Annotated in this window: 15 protein-coding genes and 1 riboswitch; of the genes, 10 read left to right on the top strand and 5 right to left on the bottom strand. The window is 71.7% G+C overall.

Annotated features, from left to right (window positions below; genetic code table 11):
- The coding region (locus ABZ842_RS17900; RefSeq protein ID WP_361537640.1) for a beta-ketoacyl synthase N-terminal-like domain-containing protein at positions 1-3,325 on the bottom strand (3,325 nt) is incomplete at its 3' end.
- 255 nt (positions 3,326-3,580) lie between these two features.
- Between ABZ842_RS17900 and ABZ842_RS17895 the strand changes: the two genes are divergently transcribed.
- From ABZ842_RS17895 to ABZ842_RS17880, 4 genes are read left to right on the top strand one after another with little or no spacing between them, the layout of a single operon-like run.
- Positions 3,581-4,492, top strand: coding sequence for a putative sugar O-methyltransferase (locus tag ABZ842_RS17895; RefSeq protein WP_361537639.1), 912 nt, complete (start codon positions 3,581-3,583; stop codon positions 4,490-4,492).
- 2 nt (positions 4,493-4,494) lie between these two features.
- Positions 4,495-5,412, top strand: coding sequence for an NAD(P)-dependent oxidoreductase (locus ABZ842_RS17890; protein ID WP_361537638.1), 918 nt, complete (start codon positions 4,495-4,497; stop codon positions 5,410-5,412).
- Positions 5,409-6,716: a lipopolysaccharide biosynthesis protein RfbH gene (gene rfbH, locus ABZ842_RS17885; RefSeq protein WP_361537637.1), complete on the top strand. Its 1,308-nt coding sequence runs from the start codon at positions 5,409-5,411 to the stop codon at positions 6,714-6,716. The genes ABZ842_RS17890 and rfbH overlap by 4 nt, the downstream gene beginning before the upstream one ends.
- Positions 6,713-8,125 carry an NDP-hexose 2,3-dehydratase family protein gene (locus ABZ842_RS17880; RefSeq protein ID WP_361537636.1) on the top strand — a complete coding sequence of 471 codons (1,413 nt, stop codon included), beginning with the start codon at positions 6,713-6,715 and terminating at the stop codon, positions 8,123-8,125. Before rfbH ends, ABZ842_RS17880 begins: the two co-directional genes overlap by 4 nt.
- Positions 8,126-8,171: 46 nt before the next feature.
- Here ABZ842_RS17880 and ABZ842_RS17875 read toward each other — a convergent pair whose 3' ends face one another.
- The 4 genes from ABZ842_RS17875 to ABZ842_RS17860 are packed head-to-tail and all read right to left on the bottom strand — an operon-like array spanning position 8,172 to position 11,922.
- The gene (locus ABZ842_RS17875) at positions 8,172-9,167 is read right to left on the bottom strand and encodes a Gfo/Idh/MocA family oxidoreductase (RefSeq protein ID WP_361537635.1); all 996 of its coding nucleotides are present in this window, start codon (positions 9,165-9,167) and stop codon (positions 8,172-8,174) included.
- Complete coding sequence (gene rfbB / locus ABZ842_RS17870) at positions 9,164-10,135, bottom strand: dTDP-glucose 4,6-dehydratase (protein WP_361537634.1); 972 nt, start codon at positions 10,133-10,135, stop codon at positions 9,164-9,166. Before rfbB ends, ABZ842_RS17875 begins: the two co-directional genes overlap by 4 nt.
- On the bottom strand, positions 10,132-11,040 hold the full coding sequence (gene rfbA, locus ABZ842_RS17865) for a glucose-1-phosphate thymidylyltransferase RfbA (RefSeq protein ID WP_361537633.1): 909 nt from the start codon (positions 11,038-11,040) through the stop codon (positions 10,132-10,134). Before rfbA ends, rfbB begins: the two co-directional genes overlap by 4 nt.
- Before the next feature lie 15 nt (positions 11,041-11,055).
- Positions 11,056-11,922 (bottom strand): methyltransferase domain-containing protein, encoded by an 867-nt coding sequence (locus ABZ842_RS17860; RefSeq protein WP_361537632.1) that lies wholly within the window; start codon positions 11,920-11,922, stop codon positions 11,056-11,058.
- A gap of 273 nt (positions 11,923-12,195) precedes the next feature.
- Between ABZ842_RS17860 and ABZ842_RS17855 the strand changes: the two genes are divergently transcribed.
- From ABZ842_RS17855 to ABZ842_RS17830, 6 genes are all read left to right on the top strand, one after another.
- Entirely contained in the window at positions 12,196-12,924 is a 729-nt protein-coding gene (locus ABZ842_RS17855; protein ID WP_361537631.1) for a helix-turn-helix domain-containing protein, read from the top strand.
- A 56-nt stretch (positions 12,925-12,980) separates the two neighbouring features.
- On the top strand, positions 12,981-13,910 hold the full coding sequence (locus tag ABZ842_RS17850; protein WP_361537630.1) for an ABC transporter ATP-binding protein: 930 nt from the start codon (positions 12,981-12,983) through the stop codon (positions 13,908-13,910).
- Positions 13,907-15,508 (top strand): ABC transporter permease, encoded by a 1,602-nt coding sequence (locus ABZ842_RS17845; protein WP_361537629.1) that lies wholly within the window; start codon positions 13,907-13,909, stop codon positions 15,506-15,508. The genes ABZ842_RS17850 and ABZ842_RS17845 overlap by 4 nt, the downstream gene beginning before the upstream one ends.
- A gap of 179 nt (positions 15,509-15,687) precedes the next feature.
- Positions 15,688-15,768: riboswitch (cobalamin riboswitch) on the top strand.
- 204 nt (positions 15,769-15,972) lie between these two features.
- On the top strand, positions 15,973-17,004 hold the full coding sequence (locus ABZ842_RS17840; protein ID WP_361537628.1) for an iron ABC transporter permease: 1,032 nt from the start codon (positions 15,973-15,975) through the stop codon (positions 17,002-17,004).
- Positions 17,001-17,786 (top strand): ABC transporter ATP-binding protein, encoded by a 786-nt coding sequence (locus ABZ842_RS17835; protein WP_361537627.1) that lies wholly within the window; start codon positions 17,001-17,003, stop codon positions 17,784-17,786. Before ABZ842_RS17840 ends, ABZ842_RS17835 begins: the two co-directional genes overlap by 4 nt.
- 108 nt (positions 17,787-17,894) lie before the next feature.
- Positions 17,895-18,869 carry an ABC transporter substrate-binding protein gene (locus ABZ842_RS17830; RefSeq protein ID WP_361537647.1) on the top strand — a complete coding sequence of 325 codons (975 nt, stop codon included), beginning with the start codon at positions 17,895-17,897 and terminating at the stop codon, positions 18,867-18,869.
- The last annotated feature ends 219 nt before the right edge of the window (positions 18,870-19,088 follow it).

The raw sequence follows: 19,088 nt of genomic DNA, 5'->3' as shown, positions 1-19,088 counted from the left end.
TCAGCCCCGCCGGCACGGCCTGATGGTCCGGGTGGGCCGACTCCTCAAGCGCCAGCAGGCTCAGCACACCAGCCGGCGCATCGCCGCCAGCCGCCGCTGCGCGCAGACTGGTGAGACGGGCGAGCGCGGCACGATCGACGTCTGTGAGATCGACGGTCTCGACGCGGGCGGCAGCGCCGTGCTCCTGAAGGGCCTGGACTGCTGCTCGCACGGCCGGGTTGTCCGCGTGACCAGCGGGTACGACGACCAACCAGGTCCCGCTCAGCGCGGGCGCGACAGCAGTGGCGGTGCCGGGGGCGAGCGCGGGCCAGGAGATCTCGTAGCGCCAGGAGTCCTGGAGGGCCTGTTCGCGGCGTTGGCGGCGCCACGCGGACAGGATCGGCAGCGCCGGCCGTAGAACGTCGACCTCCGAACCGCCGTCGCTCAAGCGGAGGGTGGCGGTCAGGGCCTCGACGTCGCCGTCCTCGACGGCCTGCCACAGGGCGGCCTCGTCGGCGCCCTCGCCCGCGCCGCCGACGCCGGGCCCCGCGGGCGGCGCCAACCAGAACCGCTGGTGCTGGAAGGCGTACGTGGGCAGCGGAACGGCGCGCGGGCGGCGCTCGCCGTCCCCGATGAAGGCCGCCCAGTCGACGTCGACACCGAAGGTGTGGATCCGGGCCAGCGCCTGCACGAGCCCGATGACGTCGGACCGCTTGCGGGTCAACACCGCCGCGGCCAATGGCTCCACGCCGTCGTCACGGGTATCGGCCACCCGCAGGTGTTGGAGCGTGTGCTGGGTTGCGGTGGCCAGGACGGGGTCGGGGCCGAGTTCGAGGAAGACGCCGGTGTCGGGTGCGAGGTGGGTGATAGCGGGGGCGAAGTGGACGGGTTGGCGGATGTGTCGGGCCCAGTACGCCGGTGTGGCGATCTCCGGACCAGCCGGCTCCCCTGTGAGGTTGCTGATCAGTGGAAGTGTCGGCTGGTGGAAGGTGAGGGAGGAGATCTGCTGCTCGAAGTCTTCCAGCATGGGTTCCATCAGGACGGAGTGGAAGGCATGGCTCACCGTGAGCGCCTTCGTCTTCCGCCCCTTGCCCGACCACACCCCAGCGACCGCAGCCACCTGGGCCGTGGGCCCTGAGATCACCGTGCTCGTCGGCGTGTTCAGAGCAGCAATACTCAAGCCTTCAAACGCGGCTAGATCGTTGGCGAGTTCATCGGCGCTCGCTTCGATCGCGGTCATCGCCCCGCCCTCAGGCAGGGAACCCATCAACGTGGCGCGGGCCGCAACCAGACGGCACGCATCCCCCAGATCGAACACCCCCGCCACATGCGCGGCAGCAACCTCCCCGATCGAATGACCCACCACAACATCGGGCCGTACCCCCACCGACTCCAACAGTCGTGCCAAAGCGACCTGCAGGGCGAACAGACCCGCCTGGGTGTATGTGGTGTGGTCCAGCAAACCCGCCGGCTCCCCCTCAAAAACCACCTCCCGAAGCGGATGCTCAAGGTGGGCATCCAACGCGGCACACACCTCATCGAACACAGCAGCAAACACCGGGAACCGCGCATACAACCCCGCACCCATCCCCACCCGCTGCGAACCCTGCCCACTCAACAAAAACACCGTCCGACCCGCATGCGCCGCCGGCCCCTGCCCCGTCACCACACTCGGATGGCCACGCCCCGCCGCCAACTCCTCAAGTCCCGCCAACAACGCACCGCGGTCCGCACCCACCACCACCGCCCGGTGCTCGAACACCGACCGCGTTCCCGCCAACGACCACCCCACCTCAGCCGCACCGAACTCCGAGCCCGCCCCGGTCGCGAGGTGCGCGGCCAGGCGCCGCGCCTGGTCGCGCAGGGCGTCCGCGGTGCGCCCGGACAGCGCCCACGGCACGGCGGCGGCATCCGTCCCGCCCTCGCCCTCGCTCCCGCCCCCGTCGTCCCCGTCCTGCTCCGGTGCCTCTTCGAGGACGACGTGGGCATTGGTGCCGGAGATCCCGAACGACGACACCCCGGCACGGCGCGGGCGCTCCCCGCGCGGCCACGGCGTGTGCTCCGTCAGCAGGTCGATGGCGCCGGAACCCCAGTCCACCTCGCGGGAGGGCTCGGTGATGTGCAGCGACTTCGGTAGCACGCCGTGCTGCATCGCCAGCACCATCTTGATGACCCCGGCGGCCCCCGCCGCCATCTGCGCGTGCCCGATGTTCGACTTCACCGAGCCGAGCAGCAGCGGCCTCCCCTCCGGGCGGCCCTGCCCGTACGTCGCCAGCAGCGCCTGCGCCTCGATCGGGTCACCGAGCGGGGTGCCGGTGCCGTGCGCCTCGACCGCGTCGACGTCGGCCGTCGTCAGCCGCGCGTCCGCCAGTGCCTCGGCGATGACCCGCTGCTGCGCCGGCCCGTTGGGCGCGGTCAGCCCGTTGCTGGTGCCGTCCTGGTTGATCGCCGAGCCACGGATGACACCGAGCACCCGGTGCCCGTTGCGCCGAGCGTCCGACAGCCGCTCCAACAGCAGCACGCCGACGCCCTCCGACATCGTCATCCCGTTGGCGTCGGCGGAGAACGCCCTGGACCTGCCGTCCGGGGCGAGCGCCCCGAGGTCGGCGAAGCCGACGAACGGCCCGGACGACGAGATGACGGCGACGCCGCCCGCCAGCGCCATGGACGACTCCGCGCGGCGCAGCGACTGGCAGGCCAGGTGCAGCGCGACCAGGGCGGACGAGCAGGCCGTGTCGACCGTGACGGCGGCGCCCTCCAGCCCCAGCAGATAGGCGATCCGGCCGGACACCACGCTGGCCGTGTTGCCGACGGTGAAGTACCCGGCGGAGCCGTCGGGCACCTGGGACGGGTCGGCGTAGTAGTCCAGGTGGTCACAGCCGATGAAGGTGGCCGTCCGGCTGCCGCGCAGCGTCCGCGGGTCGATGCCCGCGTGCTCGACGGCCTCCCACGACGCCTCCAGCGCGAGCCGCTGCTGCGGCGCCATGCCGAGCGCCTCGCGCGGACTGATCCCGAAGAACGCCGCGTCGAACCCGGCGACGTCGTCCAGGAAGCCCCCCTGGTCGGTGTAGCTGGTGCCCGGGTGGTCCGGGTCGGGGTCGTACAGCGCCGCCAGGTCCCAGTTCCGGTCGGTGGGGAAGCCGCGCACGCCGTCCCGGCCGTTCGCGACCAGCTCCCACAGCTCCTCCGGCGAGGTCACGCCGCCGGGGAAGCGGCACGCCATCCCGATGACGGCGACCGGCTCCCGGGCGGCGGCTTCGACGTCCTGCAGCCGGCGCTGCGTGGAGCGGAGGTCGGCGGTGACGCGCTTGAGGTAGTCGAGGAGCTTCGCTTCCTCACTCGCCATGGCCGGCCCGTCCCGCTCGCTCGTGGCCCGATTCCCGAAAGTTCACGTCCGACTCCATGATCGCCAGCTGACGGTCCAGACGGCTCACTTTCCGGGCGGCGGCTAAAGAGCGGCTAACCCGGCCCTGATGGCGGACGGCGACCGGGCGGGGCCGGCGGGCGGCGTCGCCCTCCTCTTAGGTCACCTTTAGCGGGTTCGGCGAGGGTGACGGGCGCGACCGGATCCCACGCGAACGTTTCGGAGGAGACAGACGACATGGTGCGCAACCTTCAGGCGAGCCCGCAGTGGGAACGGATCACCGAACACTGGGTCACCGAGGACGTGGCCGGGGACCTCACCGACTTCAAGTCCGACAGCCGCAACTACAACATCGCGCTGTGGAACCCGGAGGCGAACGGCGTCCGCTACCTCAAGACGCTGGTGTACGACTTCGCCGAACGGCTCGACGAGGAGGACTGGGCCCGGCTGCGACGGATCCGGAACCGCGAGTTCGGCAACCCGCTCGCGGTGCGGCTGAACGGCGAGTCCATCTGCCTGGACTACCTCCAGGCCGTGCTGGAAATCGGCTTCATCGAACGGCAGCTCACCCTCGACGGCGCCCGCGTCATGGAGATCGGCGCCGGGTACGGCCGCACCTGCCACGCCCTGCTGTCCAACCACGACCTCGCCGAGTACTGCATCGTCGACCTCCCGAACACGATGCAGCTCAGCCGCGCCTACCTGCGCGAAGTGCTGGACGACGAGCAGTTCGCCAAGGTGCGGTTCGTGGAGGTCGAGGACATCGACGTGGTGGAGCAGGCGCCCCCGTACGACCTGTGCGTCAACATCCACTCCTTCACCGAGATGACGCCGGCCACCGTCCGCGAATACCTCGACCTCATCGCCGGGAAGTGCCGCGCCTTCTACGTGAAGAACCCCGTCGGCAAGTTCCTCGACAAGAGCCTCGACGGCCACTTCAAGGGCAGCGAAGCCGTACAGATGGCGCTGCAGACCGGCCCGCTGCGGAAGGTCATCGACATCTTCGACAGCGCGGCCGTGGCCGAGGTCGTGCCCGACTACGTCGCCGCGTACACCCCCGGCCCCGACTGGGAGTGCGTCGCCGAAGCGCGCGGCATCCCCTGGAGCTACTTCTGGCAGGCCCTCTACAAGAACGGCGGCGGCCAGTAGCGATGGCGGCCACCGCCGTCGTCGTGCTCGGCGGCACCGGATTCCTGGGCCGACACGTGTGCGCGGCCTTCGCCGCCACGGGCGCCGACGTCGCAGCCGTCTCCCGCAGCGCAGGGCCGGCCCCGGGCGGCGTGCGCCACCACCCCCTGGACCTGCTCGCCGCCGACACCGCGGAACTGGCCCGGCTGTGCACGGGGGCGGACACCGTGGTGAACGCGGCCGGCGCCGTCTGGGGCGGCAGCGAGCAGCAGATGGCCGACGCCAACACCCACCTGGTGGAAAGGCTCGTACGGGCCCTCGCCGACCTGCCCGGACAACGGCCACGGCTGGTACAACTCGGCAGCGCCTACGAGTACGGGCCGGCCGAACCGGGCGCCGTCACCGACGAGGACCACCCGCCGGCCCCGAACACCCCCTACGGCCGCACCAAGCTCGCCGGCACCCGGGCCGTGCTGCGGGCCGCGGACGAACGGGACCTCGACGCCGTCGTGCTACGGATCTCCGTGGCCTGCGGCCCCGGCGCGCCCCCGAACAGCCTGCCCGGCATCGTCGCCGCCCACCTCGCCGCCGGCCGCACCGAACTCCGCCTCGCCCCGCTGCGCGCCCACCGCGACCTGGTCGACGTCCGGGACGTCGCCGACGCCGCGGTGGCCGCCGCCCGCGCGGACGGATCCGCCACCGGCCGGGTCGTCAACGTCGGCAGCGGCCGGGCCGTGCCCGTGCGCGACCTCGTCGACCTGCTGATCGAGCTCGGCGGCCGACCCCTGCGCATCGTGGAGGAACGGGCCGCGCAGGGCACCCGCTCGGACGCGCCCTGGCTCCGCCTCGACGTCAGCCGCGCCCGCCGGCTCCTCGACTGGACGCCGCACCGCTCGCTACCGGAGTCGCTCGCCGACTTCCTCAGGGAAGGAAGTTCATGACGGAACGGGTCGCGCGGATCCTCGACGAGGTCCGCAAGCACCACCAGGACACCCAGGCGGCACGGAGCGGCTTCGTGCCCGGCGTCACCGAGATCTGGCCCTCCGGCGCGGTCCTCGACGAGGACGACCGCGCCGCGCTCGTCGAAGCCGCCCTCGACATGCGGATCGCCGCGGGCCGCTCGTCGCGCGAGTTCGAGCGGACCTTCGCCCGCACCCTCAAGCTCCGCAAGGCCCACCTCACCAACTCCGGCTCGTCGGCGAACCTGCTGGCCGTCTCCGCGCTCACCTCCCCCCTGCTCGGCGAGCAGCGGCTGAACCCCGGCGACGAGGTCATCACCGTCGCCGCTGGCTTCCCCACCACCGTCAACCCGATCCTGCAAAACGGCCTCGTCCCCGTCTTCGTCGACGTGGACCTGCGCACGTACAACACCACCGTCGAGCGCGTCGCAGCCGCCGTCGGACCGCGTACCAGGGCCGTCGTCATGGCGCACACCCTCGGCAACCCCTACCAGGCGGCGGAGGTCGCGCAACTCTGCGAAGAACACGGCCTGATGCTCGTCGAGGACAACTGCGACGCCGTCGGCTCCACCTACGACGGACAGCTCACCGGCACCTTCGGCGACCTCGCCACCGTCAGCTTCTACCCGGCGCACCACCTGACCATGGGCGAGGGCGGCTGCGTCCTCACCTCGAACCTGGTGCTCGCCCGGATCGTGGAGTCCCTACGGGACTGGGGGCGCGACTGCTGGTGCGAACCGGGCGAGAACGACACCTGCCGCAAGCGCTTCGGCTACCAGATGGGCACCCTGCCCGCCGGGTACGACCACAAGTACATCTTCTCCCACGTCGGATACAACCTGAAGGGCACCGACCTCCAAGCCGCCCTCGGCCTCAGCCAACTCGCCAAGCTCGACGAGTTCTGCGCCGTGCGGCGGCGCAACTGGCGTCGGCTGCGCGAAGGGCTGGACGGCCTGCCCGGGCTGATCCTCCCCGAGCCCACCCCGCGCAGCGACCCCAGTTGGTTCGGGTTCGCCATCACCGTCGCCCCCGAAGCGCCCTACGGCCGGGCGGAGCTGGTGAACTTCCTGGAGTCCCGGAAGATCGGCACCCGCCGGCTGTTCGCCGGGAACCTCACCCGCCACCCCGCCTACCTCGACCGCCCGCACCGGGTCGTCGGCTCCCTCGCCAACAGCGACGTCATCACCGAACAGACCTTCTGGATCGGCGTCTACCCCGGCCTCACCGACGAGATGATCGACTACGTGGTGGCCACCGTCACCGAGTTCGTCGGAGCCCACCGGTGACCGCCACCGCGCAGGCCGCCGCCGGGCCCCCGCTCCGGCCCCGCGAGGACGCCGACCTGGCCACCCGAATCGCCCGCTCCGCAGCCGCCGGGCCGCGCCGGGCCCGCTACGGCGCCGTCGACGACGTACACGGCTGGCTGGACGAACGGCGCGCCGCCATCCGGTTCGCCGTCGAGCGCGTCCCCTTCGCCGAACTCGACGCCTGGTCCTTCCACGAGGACACCGGGAACCTGGTGCACCGCAGCGGCCGGTTCTTCACCGTCGAAGGGCTGCACGTGCGCCGCCAGACGGACGACGACCCCTGGACCCAGTGGCACCAGCCGGTCCTGGTCCAACCCGAAGTCGGCATCCTCGGCATCCTCGCCAAGGAGATCGACGGGGTGCTGCACTTCCTGATGCAGGCCAAGATGGAGCCTGGCAACCCCAACCTGCTCCAGCTCTCGCCGACGGTACAGGCCACCCGCTCCAACTACTCCAAGGTCCACCGCGGCGCGGCCGTGCGCCACCTGGAGTACTTCGTCGAACCGGGCAGGGGCCGGATCCTGTCCGACGTCCTCCAGTCCGAACACGGCTCCTGGTTCCTGCACAAGCGCAACCGCAACATGGTCGTCGAAGTGACGGGCGACGTGCCGCCGCACGACGACTTCCGCTGGCTCACCCTCGGCCAACTCGCCGCCCTCCTGCACCAGGACAACGTGGTCAACATGGACGCCCGGTCCGTGCTCGCCGGACTGCCCGGACCGCGCCGCAGCCACGCCCTGCACCCCGACACCGCCGTCCTGTCCTGGCTCGCCAGGGAACGCGCACGGCACACCGTCCGCGCCGACCGCACCCCGCTGGCCACCGTCCCCGACTGGACCCATGACGACCGCGCCGTGCACCGCGCCGACGGACGGTTCTTCGCCGTGGTCGCCGTGGCCGTCCAGGCGGGCAACCGCGAAGTGGCCCAGTGGACGCAACCCCTGTTCGCACCCCGCGGCGAAGGCGTCGTCGCCTTCCTCACCCGCTCCTTCGACGGAGTGCCCCACGTACTGGCCGCCGCCCGCCCCGAAGGCGGCCTCCTCGACACCGCCGAGGTCGGCCCCACCGTGCAGTGCACCCCCGGCAACCATGCCCACCTGCCGCCCGAACGACGCCCGCCCTTCCTCGACCTGGTGCTCGACCCCGACCCGGCGAAGGTGCGCTACGACGTCCGGCACTCGGAGGAAGGCGGCCGGTTCCTCGACTCCGTCAGCCGCTACCTGGTGGTCGAAGCCGACGAGAGCCGGGCCCCGCGCCAAGCGCCGCCGGGCTTCCAGTGGCTCACCCACGCACAGCTGTCCGACCTCGCCCGCTACGGACACCACGTCAGCGTCCAGGCCCGGACCCTGCTCACCTGCCTCAACGCCATGACTGCAGGAAGCCCGTGACCGCTTCGCGGCCACGGGCCGAAACCGTACGCGCGGGCGGTGCCCGTCACACCGTGACCCGCACCGCCTCCTCCTCGATCGCGGTCACCAGCCGCGCCTGCCGCACGCTCGCCTCCGCCAGCCCTCCCGCGTCGCCGCCCGAGCGCACCGCCGCCGCGAACCGGGCGACGACGGCCGCGAACTGGTCGCCCGCCGACACCACGAACTCCTCGCAGTGGTCCTGCCGCTCGATCCGCACCACCGGCCGGTACGACGGCGGCGGGGTGAACACCCGGTCGACCGACAGCCGCCCCGCGCTCCCGGCGAACTCGTACGCGTTCCGGTACGAGTGCTCCATCCCGAAGAACAGGTCCGCCGTCACCCCCTGCGAGGTCGCCAACAGCACCCGGCCCGAGACGACCGCACCCGTCCGCCCGTGCTCCCGCAGCACCGCGCCCACCACTTCGAGGTCCGGGCCGCAGAACTCCAGCGCCGCCCGCACCGGATAGATCCCGATGTCCAACAGCGCCCCGCCCCCCACCTTCGGCAGATGACGGACGTTGGACGGCGGCAGCGGTGGGATCGTGAACGCCGCACCGAAGCCCCGCAGCCGCCCGATCGCCCCGCGCGCCAGCCGGTCCGTCACGTCCGCGTGCAGCGCGTGGTGCGGAAACGCCACGTTCTCCACCAGCACCAGCCCCCGGGCCGACGCCGACTCCAGCAGCCGCACCGTCTCGGCCGCAGTGCCGGTCAGCGGCTTCTCGACCAGCACGTGCTTGCCCGCCCGCAGCGCCCGCGCCACCCACTCGGCGTGCAACATCGCCGGCAGCGGCACGTACACCGCGTCCACGTCCCGAGCCGCCAGCAGCGCCTCGTACCCCTCGACGGCGCGGCCACCGAAGCGGGCCGTGAACCGCTGCGCCTTCGCTAGCTCCCGGCTGGCGACCGCCACCACCTCGACGTCGGGCGCGGCGCTCAGCACGGGCAGCATCCGGCGCCAGGCGATGTCGGCGCAGCCCAGCACCCCGAAACGCAGCGGCGCCCCCTGCTGCGCGGCGCTCACGCGGCCACCCGCCGCGGCTCCCACCAGGCACGGTTGGCCCGGTACCAGTCCACCGTCGACGCCAAGCCGTCGTCGAAGTCGACGACCGGCCGGTAGCCGAGCTCGCTGCGGAGCTTGCCGCCGTCGATCGCGTACCGCCGGTCGTGCCCCTTGCGGTCCGGCACGAAGTCCACGCTGTCCCACTCCCTTCCGCACGCCGCGAGCAGCCGCTTCGTCAGCTCGCGGTTGGTCAGCTCGACGCCGCCGTCCACGTTGTACACCTCGCCGGCCCGCCCCCCGGTCCGCACCAGCTCCACGGCCCGGCAGTGGTCGCTCACGTGCAGCCAGTCGCGCACGTTCAGCCCGTCGCCGTACAGCGGCACCCGGCCGCCGTCCAGCAGCCGGGTGACGAACAGCGGCACGACCTTCTCCGGGAACTGCCGCGGGCCGTAGTTGTTGCTGCACCGCGTCACCCGCACGTCCAGCCCGTGGGTGCGGAAGTACGCCAGCGCGATCAGGTCCGACGACGCCTTCGACGCCGCGTACGGGGAGTTCGGATCCAGCGGGTCGACCTCCGAGGACGAGCCGCTCTCCACGGACCCGTAGACCTCGTCCGTCGACACGTGGACGAACCGCTCCACGCCGTGCCGCAGCGCCGCGTCCAACAGGGTCTGGGTGCCCAGGGCGTTGGTGCGCACGAACGCCCCCGGGTCGGTGATCGACCGGTCCACGTGCGACTCGGCCGCGAAGTGCACCACCTGCGCGGTCCGCGCCATCAGGGCGTCCACCAGGCCCGCGTCGCAGATGTCGCCCTCGACGAACCGCAGCCGCGGATCCGTCAGGTCCAGGTTCTGCCGCGAACCGGCGTACGTGAGCTTGTCCAGCACCGTCACGCGCGACACCCCGATCCCCGGCAGCTCGCTCGACAGCAGCATCCGCACGTACGTCGAGCCGATGAAGCCGGCGGCCCCGGTCACCAGAAGGTTCACGCTTCCTCCAGCATCTTCGCCAGCGCCCGTTCCGGCAGGTACGCGCGGGCGCGGTCCATCACGTACCGGCCGTAGGGCGAGTGGCCGAGCGCCGCCCCCAGCTCGTAGCACTCCTCGACGCCGATGAAGCCCATGATCAGGGCGATCTCCTCCAGGCAGGCGATCCGCATGCCCTGGTGGCGCTGTACGTGGCGGACGAACTCGCCCGCCTCCAGCAGCGTCTCGTGGGTGCCGGTGTCCAGCCACGTCACCCCGCGCCCCAACCACACCAGCCGGGCCCGGCCCTGCTCCAGATAGGTCCGCAGGACGTCGGTGACCTCCAGCTCGCCCCGGTCCGACGGGCGGACGTCGCGGGCGACGTCCACCACCCGGTCGTCGAAGAAGTACAGCCCCGGCACCGCCAGGTTCGACTTGGGCTTCTCCGGCTTCTCCTCGATCGACACCAGGCGCCCTTCCTGGTCGATCTCGGCCACGCCGTAGCGCTCGGGGTCGGCCACCTGGTGGCCGAAGAGCACGCAGCCGTCCAGCCGCTGCACGCTGCGCCGCAGCAGCGACGGCAGGTCCGCGCCGTGGAAGAGGTTGTCGCCCAGCACCAGGGCGCAGGGCTCGCCGCCGATGTGGTCGGCGCCCACGAGGAAGGCGTCCGCGATGCCGCGGGGCTCGTCCTGCACCGCGTACGAGATCGACATCCCGAGCGCTTCGCCGTCGCCCAGCAGTCGACGGAACGCGGCCAGTTCCCCCGGGCGGGTGATGATCAGGACGTCCCGGATCCCGGTGAACATCAGGATGGACAGCGGGTAGTAGATCATCGGCTTGTCGTAGACGGGTGCCAGCTGCTTGGAGCTGACCAGGGTCAGCGGCTGCAGTCGGGTGCCGCTGCCGCCCGCGAGAATGATGCCCTTCATGACGGCGTCCGCTGCCTAGCGCGCGCCGGCAGCGGCCGACGCCGGCTTCCGGGCGACCGCGACGAGGCAGCCGACCTGCGGGGGAGCACCGAACCCGGCGGCCTGGGACGCCTGCGGATGGGCGGGCTTCATCGCGTTCAGCACCTCCTCGACCGTCATGCCGTGCTCCCGCTCGAAGTCCTTGCGGCACCGCAGGATCCCGTCCAGCACCCGGGTGAAGGTGAACTTGGTGTGCTCGGTGACGTCCGTCAGTTCCACCAGTTCGAGGCCCGCGTCCGACAGCAGGCGCGGATAGTCCTCCAGGGTCGCCATCGAAGCGACGTCGCCGACGGTGTCACCGGGCCGTCGGACGGCCCCGTCCATTGGGAAGGTGTCGGTGAGGACGATGCGTCCGCCGGGCTTGAGGACCCGCTTCCACTCCCGCAACGCCCGCGGACGATCCATGTGCACGATCGACTCGAACGCCAACACCGCGTCGAACGACTCCGTCTCGTACCCAGTCTCCATCGCGTCCCGCAACGCGAACCGCACCCGCCCCGACAATCCGACCCGCTCCGCCAACTCCACCGCCTGGCCCACCTGCTGCTGACTGATCGTCACGCCCCACACCTCGGCCCCCGTCGACGACGCCACCCGCACCGCCGGACTGCCGATCCCACACCCCGCGTCCAACACGCGGCTCCCGGCTCCGACGCCCAACCGCTCCGTCAACACGTCCGTGAACCGATCCGTCGCCTCCTGCGGTGAACTCCGATCCGACGCGCCCTCCCAATAGCCGAAGTGGAGGTTGTCGCCCCACGCCATCCGCAACAGCGGCCCCAGCGCGCTGTAGTAGTCGGTCACCTGGTCGCTGGTCGGCAGTGGAGCTGACGGGGACGTCATCGCGTTCCTCCAATGGGCGCTGGACTGCGCGCGGCAGGGCACATCTGTCTAGTCAGACCCACTCAGGGCTGCCCGAAGCCGCGGCAACGGATGGCTAAAGTCCGAGGTCGCAGCCGGTCCTCCGGCGCCCGCGGAGCGCGCTTCGGCATCTTGTCGGCGTCTTGACGCGCCGTCCGCTTGCGCAGTGGCTATACATGAGTACAGTCACCTGTACCGCTGTGCAGCAGGCAACTTGGATGTACAGCGAGCGATACGTGTGAGTGGGAGCAACGCATGGATGGAGCGCGGGACGACACCGCCGAGCGCGGTACCCAGCGCGGGATCGGCAGACCGGAGCCGGAGCCCGAAGACCTCACGGCCCGCGCCCGCATCAGGGACGCGGCCCTGAAGCACTTCACCGAGGCGGGGTTCGCGAAGGCGACGATCCGTGAGATCGCGCGCACCGCGGGCGTGTCACCCGGACTCGTCCGGCACCACTTCGGGTCCAAGGAGGATCTGCGGGACGCCTGTGACGCGTACGTCCTGCGGGCCTTCCAACGCTTCAACGACCAGACGTCGGAGCGGGAGGACCAGGCGGAGGGCGGACCCGTCAGCGTGGCCGACCGGCACGCGCTGGACCCCTTCCAGCGCTATCTGGTGAACGCCCTGCGCGACGGCGCGTCCGTCGCGGTGCCGATGTTCGACGAGATGGTGAAGACCCTGGAACGGTGGCTGGAGCTGACCGACGTCCAGCGGGCGCAGCCGCCCCGGGCCGACCGCCGGACCCGCGCGGCGCTGATGGTCGCCCAGTCCCTGGGCGTCGCGGCCTTCCACGAGCACCTCTCCCGCGCCATGGGAGTGGACATCTTCTCCGCCGACGTCGACAAGACGCTCGAACTGGCGATGCACGACATCTACACCCAACTGCTCGTCGGCGCCGAGGGCGCGGCACCCGCCGACGACCACGGCACGGGAGCCGAGCAGCCGTCCGCCGACGCGGGCGACCTCCCGTCCCCCCGATGAGCGACGAGTAAGCGACAAGTACAGGAAGACACCCTCCATGATTGAAGGACGCTGCCATGTCTGATGCCATTGCGGTGACCGGGCTGGTGAAGCAGTTCGGCCCGACCCGCGCGCTGGACGGCCTCGACTTGAGCGTGGCCACCGGCGAGGTCCACGGCTTCCTCGGGCCCAACGGCGCGGGCAAGTCGACCACGATCAGGATCCTGCTGGGACTGATGCGCACCGATGCCGGCGACGTACGGCTGCTGGGCGGAGACCCGTGGGCGGACGCGACGCAGCTGCACCGGCGGATCGCCTACGTCCCCGGCGACGTGAACCTGTGGCCGGGTCTCTCCGGCGGCGAGGTCATCGACCTGTTAGGCCGGATGCGCGGCGGTCTGAACAAGGCGCGCAAGACGGAGCTGATGGACCGGTTCCAACTGGACCCGAAGAAGAAGGCGCGCACCTACTCCAAGGGCAACCGGCAGAAGGTCGCCCTGGTGGCGGCCCTCGCTTCCGACGCGGACCTGCTGCTCCTCGACGAGCCGACGTCCGGCCTGGACCCCCTGATGGAGGAGGTGTTCCGGCAGTGCGTCATCGAGGCCCGCGACGCGGGCCGCACGGTGCTGCTCTCCAGCCACATCCTCTCGGAGGTCGAGGTGCTGTGCGAACGGGTGAGCATCATCCGCGCCGGGCGCCGGGTGGAGACCGGCACGCTGGCGGAGATGCGGCACCTGACGCGTACCTCCATCGACGCCGTGGTGCGACAGCCGCCCGAAGGGCTGGGGGGCCTGGCGGGGGTGCACGGGCTGCAGCTCGACGGTGACCGGGTGCGCTGCGAGGTGGACACCGACATGCTGGGCGGAGTCCTGGACTACCTGGTCTCGCTGGAGCTGCGGAGCCTGGTGAGCCAGCCGCCGACGCTGGAGGACCTCTTCCTGCGGCACTACGCCACCGCCCGGGACAGCGGCGGCAACGATGGCGTGGGCGTGGGGGCGGCGAGGTGACCGCGTTCGTCGGTACGGGCAGGTTGGTGCGGCTGGTCCTGCGTCGGGACCGGTGGCTGATGCTGGCCTGGATGCTCTGGCTCGTGTTGATCTCGGCGAGTCTCGCCACGACCTTGCAGGACCAGTACCCGACGGCGGCCGACCGCACGGAGTACGTGGAGACCAGCAGTACGAACCCGACGTTCCTGGCCCTGTACGGGCCCCTGACGGACTCCGGGTTGGGCGGGATCGTCGCCCAGCGGCTCGGCCTGGTGCCGATCTTCGTCGCCCTGGTGAGCGTGCTCACGGTGATCCGGCACACCCGGACGGAGGAGCAGGCGGGGCGGCGCGAACTGCTCAGCGCGGGCGTGTGCGGCCGGCACGCACCGCTGGCCGCCGCGGTGTCGGTGACCGCCGTGGCCAACCTCGTCGTGGGATTCCTCGTCGGCGCGGTGGTCGGCCAGGACCTCCCCGGCGCGGGTTCGCTCGCCCTCGGCCTCGGATTCGCGGCCGTGGGCTGTGCCTTCGCCGCGGTCGGCGCGCTGGCGGCACAGGTCACGGAGAACGCCGGGACGGCCCGCGGCATCGGCATCGGCGCCATGGGGGCGTTCCTGCTGATCCGCATCGCCGCGGACTCCAGCGGTGAGGACAGCGGACTGAACTGGCTCAACTGGCTGTCCCCGCTGGGCTGGCGGACGGAGATGGGCGCCTTCGGGGCGAACCGCTGGTGGGTGCTGCTGCTGTTCGCGGTGTTCACCGCCGGGGTGCTGGCCGTCGCGATGGCGGTGTCCGCCCGGCGCGACGTGGGCGCCGGACTGCTGGCGGCTCGCCTCGGACCTCCCGAAGCCGCTCCAGGACTGCGCGGCCCGTTCGGGCTGGCCTGGCGGCTGCACCGCACCCTGCTCGCCGGCTGGACGGCCGCGTTCGTCCTGCTCGGCGTGGTCTTCGGCGGGCTGGCCGAAGGAGTGGGCGACATCCTGAAGGACAACGAACAACTCCAGGACGTCTTCGCCCGGATCGGCGGACAGCAGGGGATGGTCGACTCCTTCATCGCGTCGATGATGAGCCTGGTGGGCCTGATCGCCGCCGGGTACGGGGTGCAGGCGGTGCTCCGGCTGCGCCGCGAAGAGGAGTCCTCCCGCGGTGAGTACCTGCTGGCGTCGGGCGCCGGCCGGCTGCCCTGGGTCGCATCCCACCTGGTGTTCGCCCTGGTCGGGCCGGCCGTGGTGCTGGCCGTCGCGGGCCTGTCGGCCGGCGTGGTGCACGGCGCGAACGTCTCCGACGTGGGCGGGCGCACGGCGTCGCTGCTGGGCGCCGCGCTGGTCCAGCTGCCGGCCGTGTGGATCCTGACCGGTCTCACGCTGGCCCTGTTCGGCCTGCTGCCCCGGGTGGCCGCCGTGGCTGGCTGGGGTGCGCTGGCGGTCTGCTTCATGCTGGGCCAGTTCGGCCAGGCGCTGGAGTTCGACCAGAGCCTGCTCGACCTCTCGCCGTTCACGCACGTGCCACGGGTGCCCGGCGGCGACGTGACGGCGGGCCCCCTGGTGTGGCTGCTGTTGATCGGCGCCTTGCTGACGGCCGCGGGCCTGGTCCGCGCCCGGCAACGGGACGTGGGAGCGTAGGCAGGGCCCGCCCCGACACCTCTCGACTGACTCCCCCGTGGCCGACCACGGGGGAGTCGCCGTTGTCGCCCGAAGGACCCTCACCGGCCGCCCCGACCCCGGATCTACTCCGGCGGCCTCGATCACGGCCACGGAAGTCACCCGGCGCGCCGACGGGTTACGCTGCCCTGCGCCCTGTGGGGGAAGTCCGGTCGAAATCCGGCGCTGACCCGCAACGGTAGACGCCGTCCCGGCCAGGGACGGCGTGAGCCCGATCACCCACGGCGGCACACGATCCTGTCAACTCGCCGTGGACTGCGAGAGGATGCCCGGCCCGGCTGCCCCGTGCCGCTCCTCCGGGTGCACGGCCCGAGCCGAAAGAGGCCCCGCTCGTGGCCGTACGCACCGAACGGAATCCGGCACCCCCGCCGACCGAACGCGACGGGCCCCCGCCGCCCGGGGCGACACCGCCGACCCAACGACGCGTGCCGCTGCTTCCCCTGCTCTTGGCAGTCGCCCTCGCCCTGCCGCTCTCCCTGGTCTGCGCCGTCGCCATCGGTGCGTCCGGCATCGGCTGGGGCCGCGCCGTGTCGCACCTGTGGGCCGGGCTGACCGGTGGCACCATCACGCCCGAGCAGATCCCCGAGTACACCATCGTCTGGGAACTGCGCTTCCCGCGCGCCGTGTTGGCCGCCGTGGTCGGCGCCGGCCTCGCCGCGACGGGCGTCGCCGTCCAGGCCATGGTGCGCAACGCCCTCGCCGACCCCTTCGTCCTCGGCATATCATCCGGCGCCTCCGTCGGCGCGAACGCCGTCCTCATCTTCGGCGCCTTCGGCGCCCTCGGGGTCTGGGCCCTGTCCACCGCGGCCTTCGTCTCGGCCCTGCTGGCGATGGCCCTGGTGTACGCGATCGCCGGCAGCGCCGGGGGACTCACCCCCGTCCGGCTCGTCCTGACCGGCACCGCCCTGTACTACGGCTTCTCGGCGATCACCACCTTCATGGTCTTCGCCGCCGAACACGGCGAGGCCGCACGCTCGGCCGTGATGTGGCTGCTCGGCAGCCTCGGCGGCGCCAACTGGGACGCGGTGCCCATCGCCGCCGGCGCCGTCCTCGCCGGACTCGTCCACCTCGGGCTCTCCGCACGCCGGTTGAACGCCCTCGCCATGGGCGACGAGACCTGCGCCGCGCTCGGCGTCGACCCCGACCGGCTGCGCCGGGAGCTCTTCGTCGTGTGCGCGGCCGTGACCGGCGCGGTCGTCGCCGTCAGCGGCGCCATCGGCTTCGTCGGGCTGATGGTCCCGCACGCCGTACGGATGCTCGTCGGCGCCGACCACCGCAGGGTGCTGCTCCTCGCCCCGCTGGTGGGCGCCGTCATGCTGGTCTGGGTGGACGTCCTGTCCCGGGTGCTGCTCGCCCCCACCGAACTCCCGGTGGGCGTGCTGACGGCGGTGATCGGCGTCCCGTGCTTCGTCGTGCTGATGCGCCGCCGCGGCTACGCGTTCGGAGGCCGGGCATGAACGTGGACATCGACGACCTGACCGTCACCGTGAACGGAGCGCGCCTGGTCCGCGACGTCAGCCTGCACGCCGACAGCGGCCGACTGGTGGGCCTCGTCGGCCCCAACGGCAGCGGCAAGTCAACCCTGCTGCGCTGCGCCTACCGGGCCCTGCGACCCTCCACCGGCACCGTCCGGCTGGACGGCGACGACCTGCACTCCCTCAGCCCGCGCGAGGGAGCGCGGCGGGTGGCCGCACTGCCTCAGGAGACCGTCGGGGAGTTCGACTTCACGGCCGGGGAAGTGGTGGCCATGGGCCGACTGCCGCACCAGCGCGCCGCGGCCAGGACCACCGCCGACGACCGGGCGGCCTGTCGCGCCGCGCTGGCCGCGGTGGGCGCCGCCCACCTGGCGGACCGCGGATTCCTGACCCTGTCGGGGGGAGAGAAGCAGCGGGTGCTGATCGCCCGGGCACTGGCCCAGAGGCCCCGCGTCCTCGTCCTCGACGAGCCGACCAACCACCTGGACATCGCCCAGCAGTTGGAGGTCCTGCCGCTGGTGCGGGAGAGCGGACTCACGGTCCTCACCGCACTGCACGACCTCAACCTCGCGGCGGCGTACTGCGACGTCCTGTACGTGATCGACCGCGGCCGGATCGTCGCCGACGGGCCGCCGCAGGAAGTCCTGACCGCCGATCTGCTCGCGAAGGTGTTCGGCGTCCGGGCCCACCGGGTCCGCCACCCCGCGTCGGGTGCGGTGCAACTCCTCTTCGACCGGCTGCCGAGCGAAGACCCCGCCCCCTGACCTCCTGCCTCCTCCCCCTCGCGCTCTCGCGCCCCCCGCACCCAAGGAGACCCCACCGTGCTGTTCCTCCCCCGTGCCCTGCGCACCCCGACGCTGATGCTGACGGCCATGGCGGTCCTCAGCGGCTGCGGAGCGACCGTCGAGAAGAGCGAGAGGGACCGGGACGCCGGAGCGCGCGGCCACTACCCCGTCACCGTGGAGAACTGCGGCGAGCGCCGGACCTTCACCAAGGCCCCCGAGCGGGTCGTCACCAACGACGTCGGCATCACCGAGATCATGTTCGCGCTCGGCCTGGAGGAGCGGATGGCCGGCTTCGTGATGCCGGACAACAAGGGCTCGGTGCACCAGGTCCCGTGGAAGGACGGCTACGAACGCACCACCTGGCTGTCCAAGAAGCGGATCAACAAGGAACTGGTGCTGGACGCACGGGCCGACCTGGTGTTCGCCGGCTGGAACTACGGCTTCGACGAGGGCGAGGGCTTCACCCCGGCCAAGCTGAAGGAGCTCGGCGTCGACTCGTACGTACTGAGCGAGTCGTGCCGCAGCGGACGCACCAAGGCCCGGGGCGTGATGCCGCCGCTGGAGGCGCTCTACACCGACCTGCTGAACCTGGGGAAGGTCTTCGACGTGGAGGAGCGCGCGAAGGAACTGGTGGCGACGTTCCGCAAGGAGGTCGCGGACGCCGAGGCCACGGCGCTCCGCGGCGCCGACCGACCCCGGGTCTTCCTCTACGACGACGGCCGGGACAAGCCCTTCACCTCCGGCGCCTACGCGGGCCCGCACGACATCATCACCCGCGCCGGCGGCGACCACGTGATGAAGGACCTCAAGGACAGCTGGACCGCGGTCGGCTGGGAGACCGTCGTGGAGCGCGACCCCGAGGTGATCGTCATCAACAACTACGGGAACGTCAGCGCCGAGGAGAAGAAGCGGTACCTGCTGTCGTACGCCCCGCTTGCCCAGGTGTCCGCGATCAAGAACGAGCGCTTCGTCGTCCTGGACTACGTCGACCTCGTGGAGAGCCCGCGCAACCCCTCTGCGATCAGCCGGCTGGCGAAGGAACTGCGCCGGGCTACGCCGTAGCCGGATGGGGTGACGGGGCCTGGGTGACGGGTGACGTTGCGGCGCGGCCACGAGCCGTACCGATTTCGATGCTCAGCCGTGAATGGCTTCATCATCTTCCGTTTCGAGCCACCCGACTGCCAGCATCTGCGCACGTCGTCAAGACGTCACCCGTCACCCCACCGTGCACGTCACCGGGCGTGGAAACACGCACGGCGACGTGCCCGGCAACACGAGGAG

Source organism: Streptomyces sp. NPDC047315 (genome assembly GCF_040643215.1).
In the GTDB taxonomy this organism is placed as follows: Bacteria; Actinomycetota; Actinomycetes; order Streptomycetales; family Streptomycetaceae; genus Streptomyces.
The sequence above is the reverse complement of the archived record's forward strand: the minus strand, read 5'-3'. Positions and strand labels throughout refer to the sequence as shown.

Excerpts from the sequence above, each read along its gene's own strand:
- ABZ842_RS17895 (WP_361537639.1), top strand. The coding sequence starts at position 3,581 with ATGGTGCGCAACCTTCAGGCGAGCCCGCAGTGGGAACGGATCACCGAA.
- ABZ842_RS17890 (WP_361537638.1), top strand. The coding sequence starts at position 4,495 with ATGGCGGCCACCGCCGTCGTCGTGCTCGGCGGCACCGGATTCCTGGGC.
- rfbH (WP_361537637.1), top strand. The coding sequence starts at position 5,409 with ATGACGGAACGGGTCGCGCGGATCCTCGACGAGGTCCGCAAGCACCAC.
- rfbA (WP_361537633.1), bottom strand. The coding sequence starts at position 11,040 with ATGAAGGGCATCATTCTCGCGGGCGGCAGCGGCACCCGACTGCAGCCG.
- ABZ842_RS17860 (WP_361537632.1), bottom strand. The coding sequence starts at position 11,922 with ATGACGTCCCCGTCAGCTCCACTGCCGACCAGCGACCAGGTGACCGAC.
- ABZ842_RS17855 (WP_361537631.1), top strand. The coding sequence starts at position 12,196 with ATGGATGGAGCGCGGGACGACACCGCCGAGCGCGGTACCCAGCGCGGG.
- ABZ842_RS17850 (WP_361537630.1), top strand. The coding sequence starts at position 12,981 with ATGTCTGATGCCATTGCGGTGACCGGGCTGGTGAAGCAGTTCGGCCCG.
- ABZ842_RS17835 (WP_361537627.1), top strand. The coding sequence starts at position 17,001 with ATGAACGTGGACATCGACGACCTGACCGTCACCGTGAACGGAGCGCGC.
- ABZ842_RS17830 (WP_361537647.1), top strand. The coding sequence starts at position 17,895 with ATGGCGGTCCTCAGCGGCTGCGGAGCGACCGTCGAGAAGAGCGAGAGG.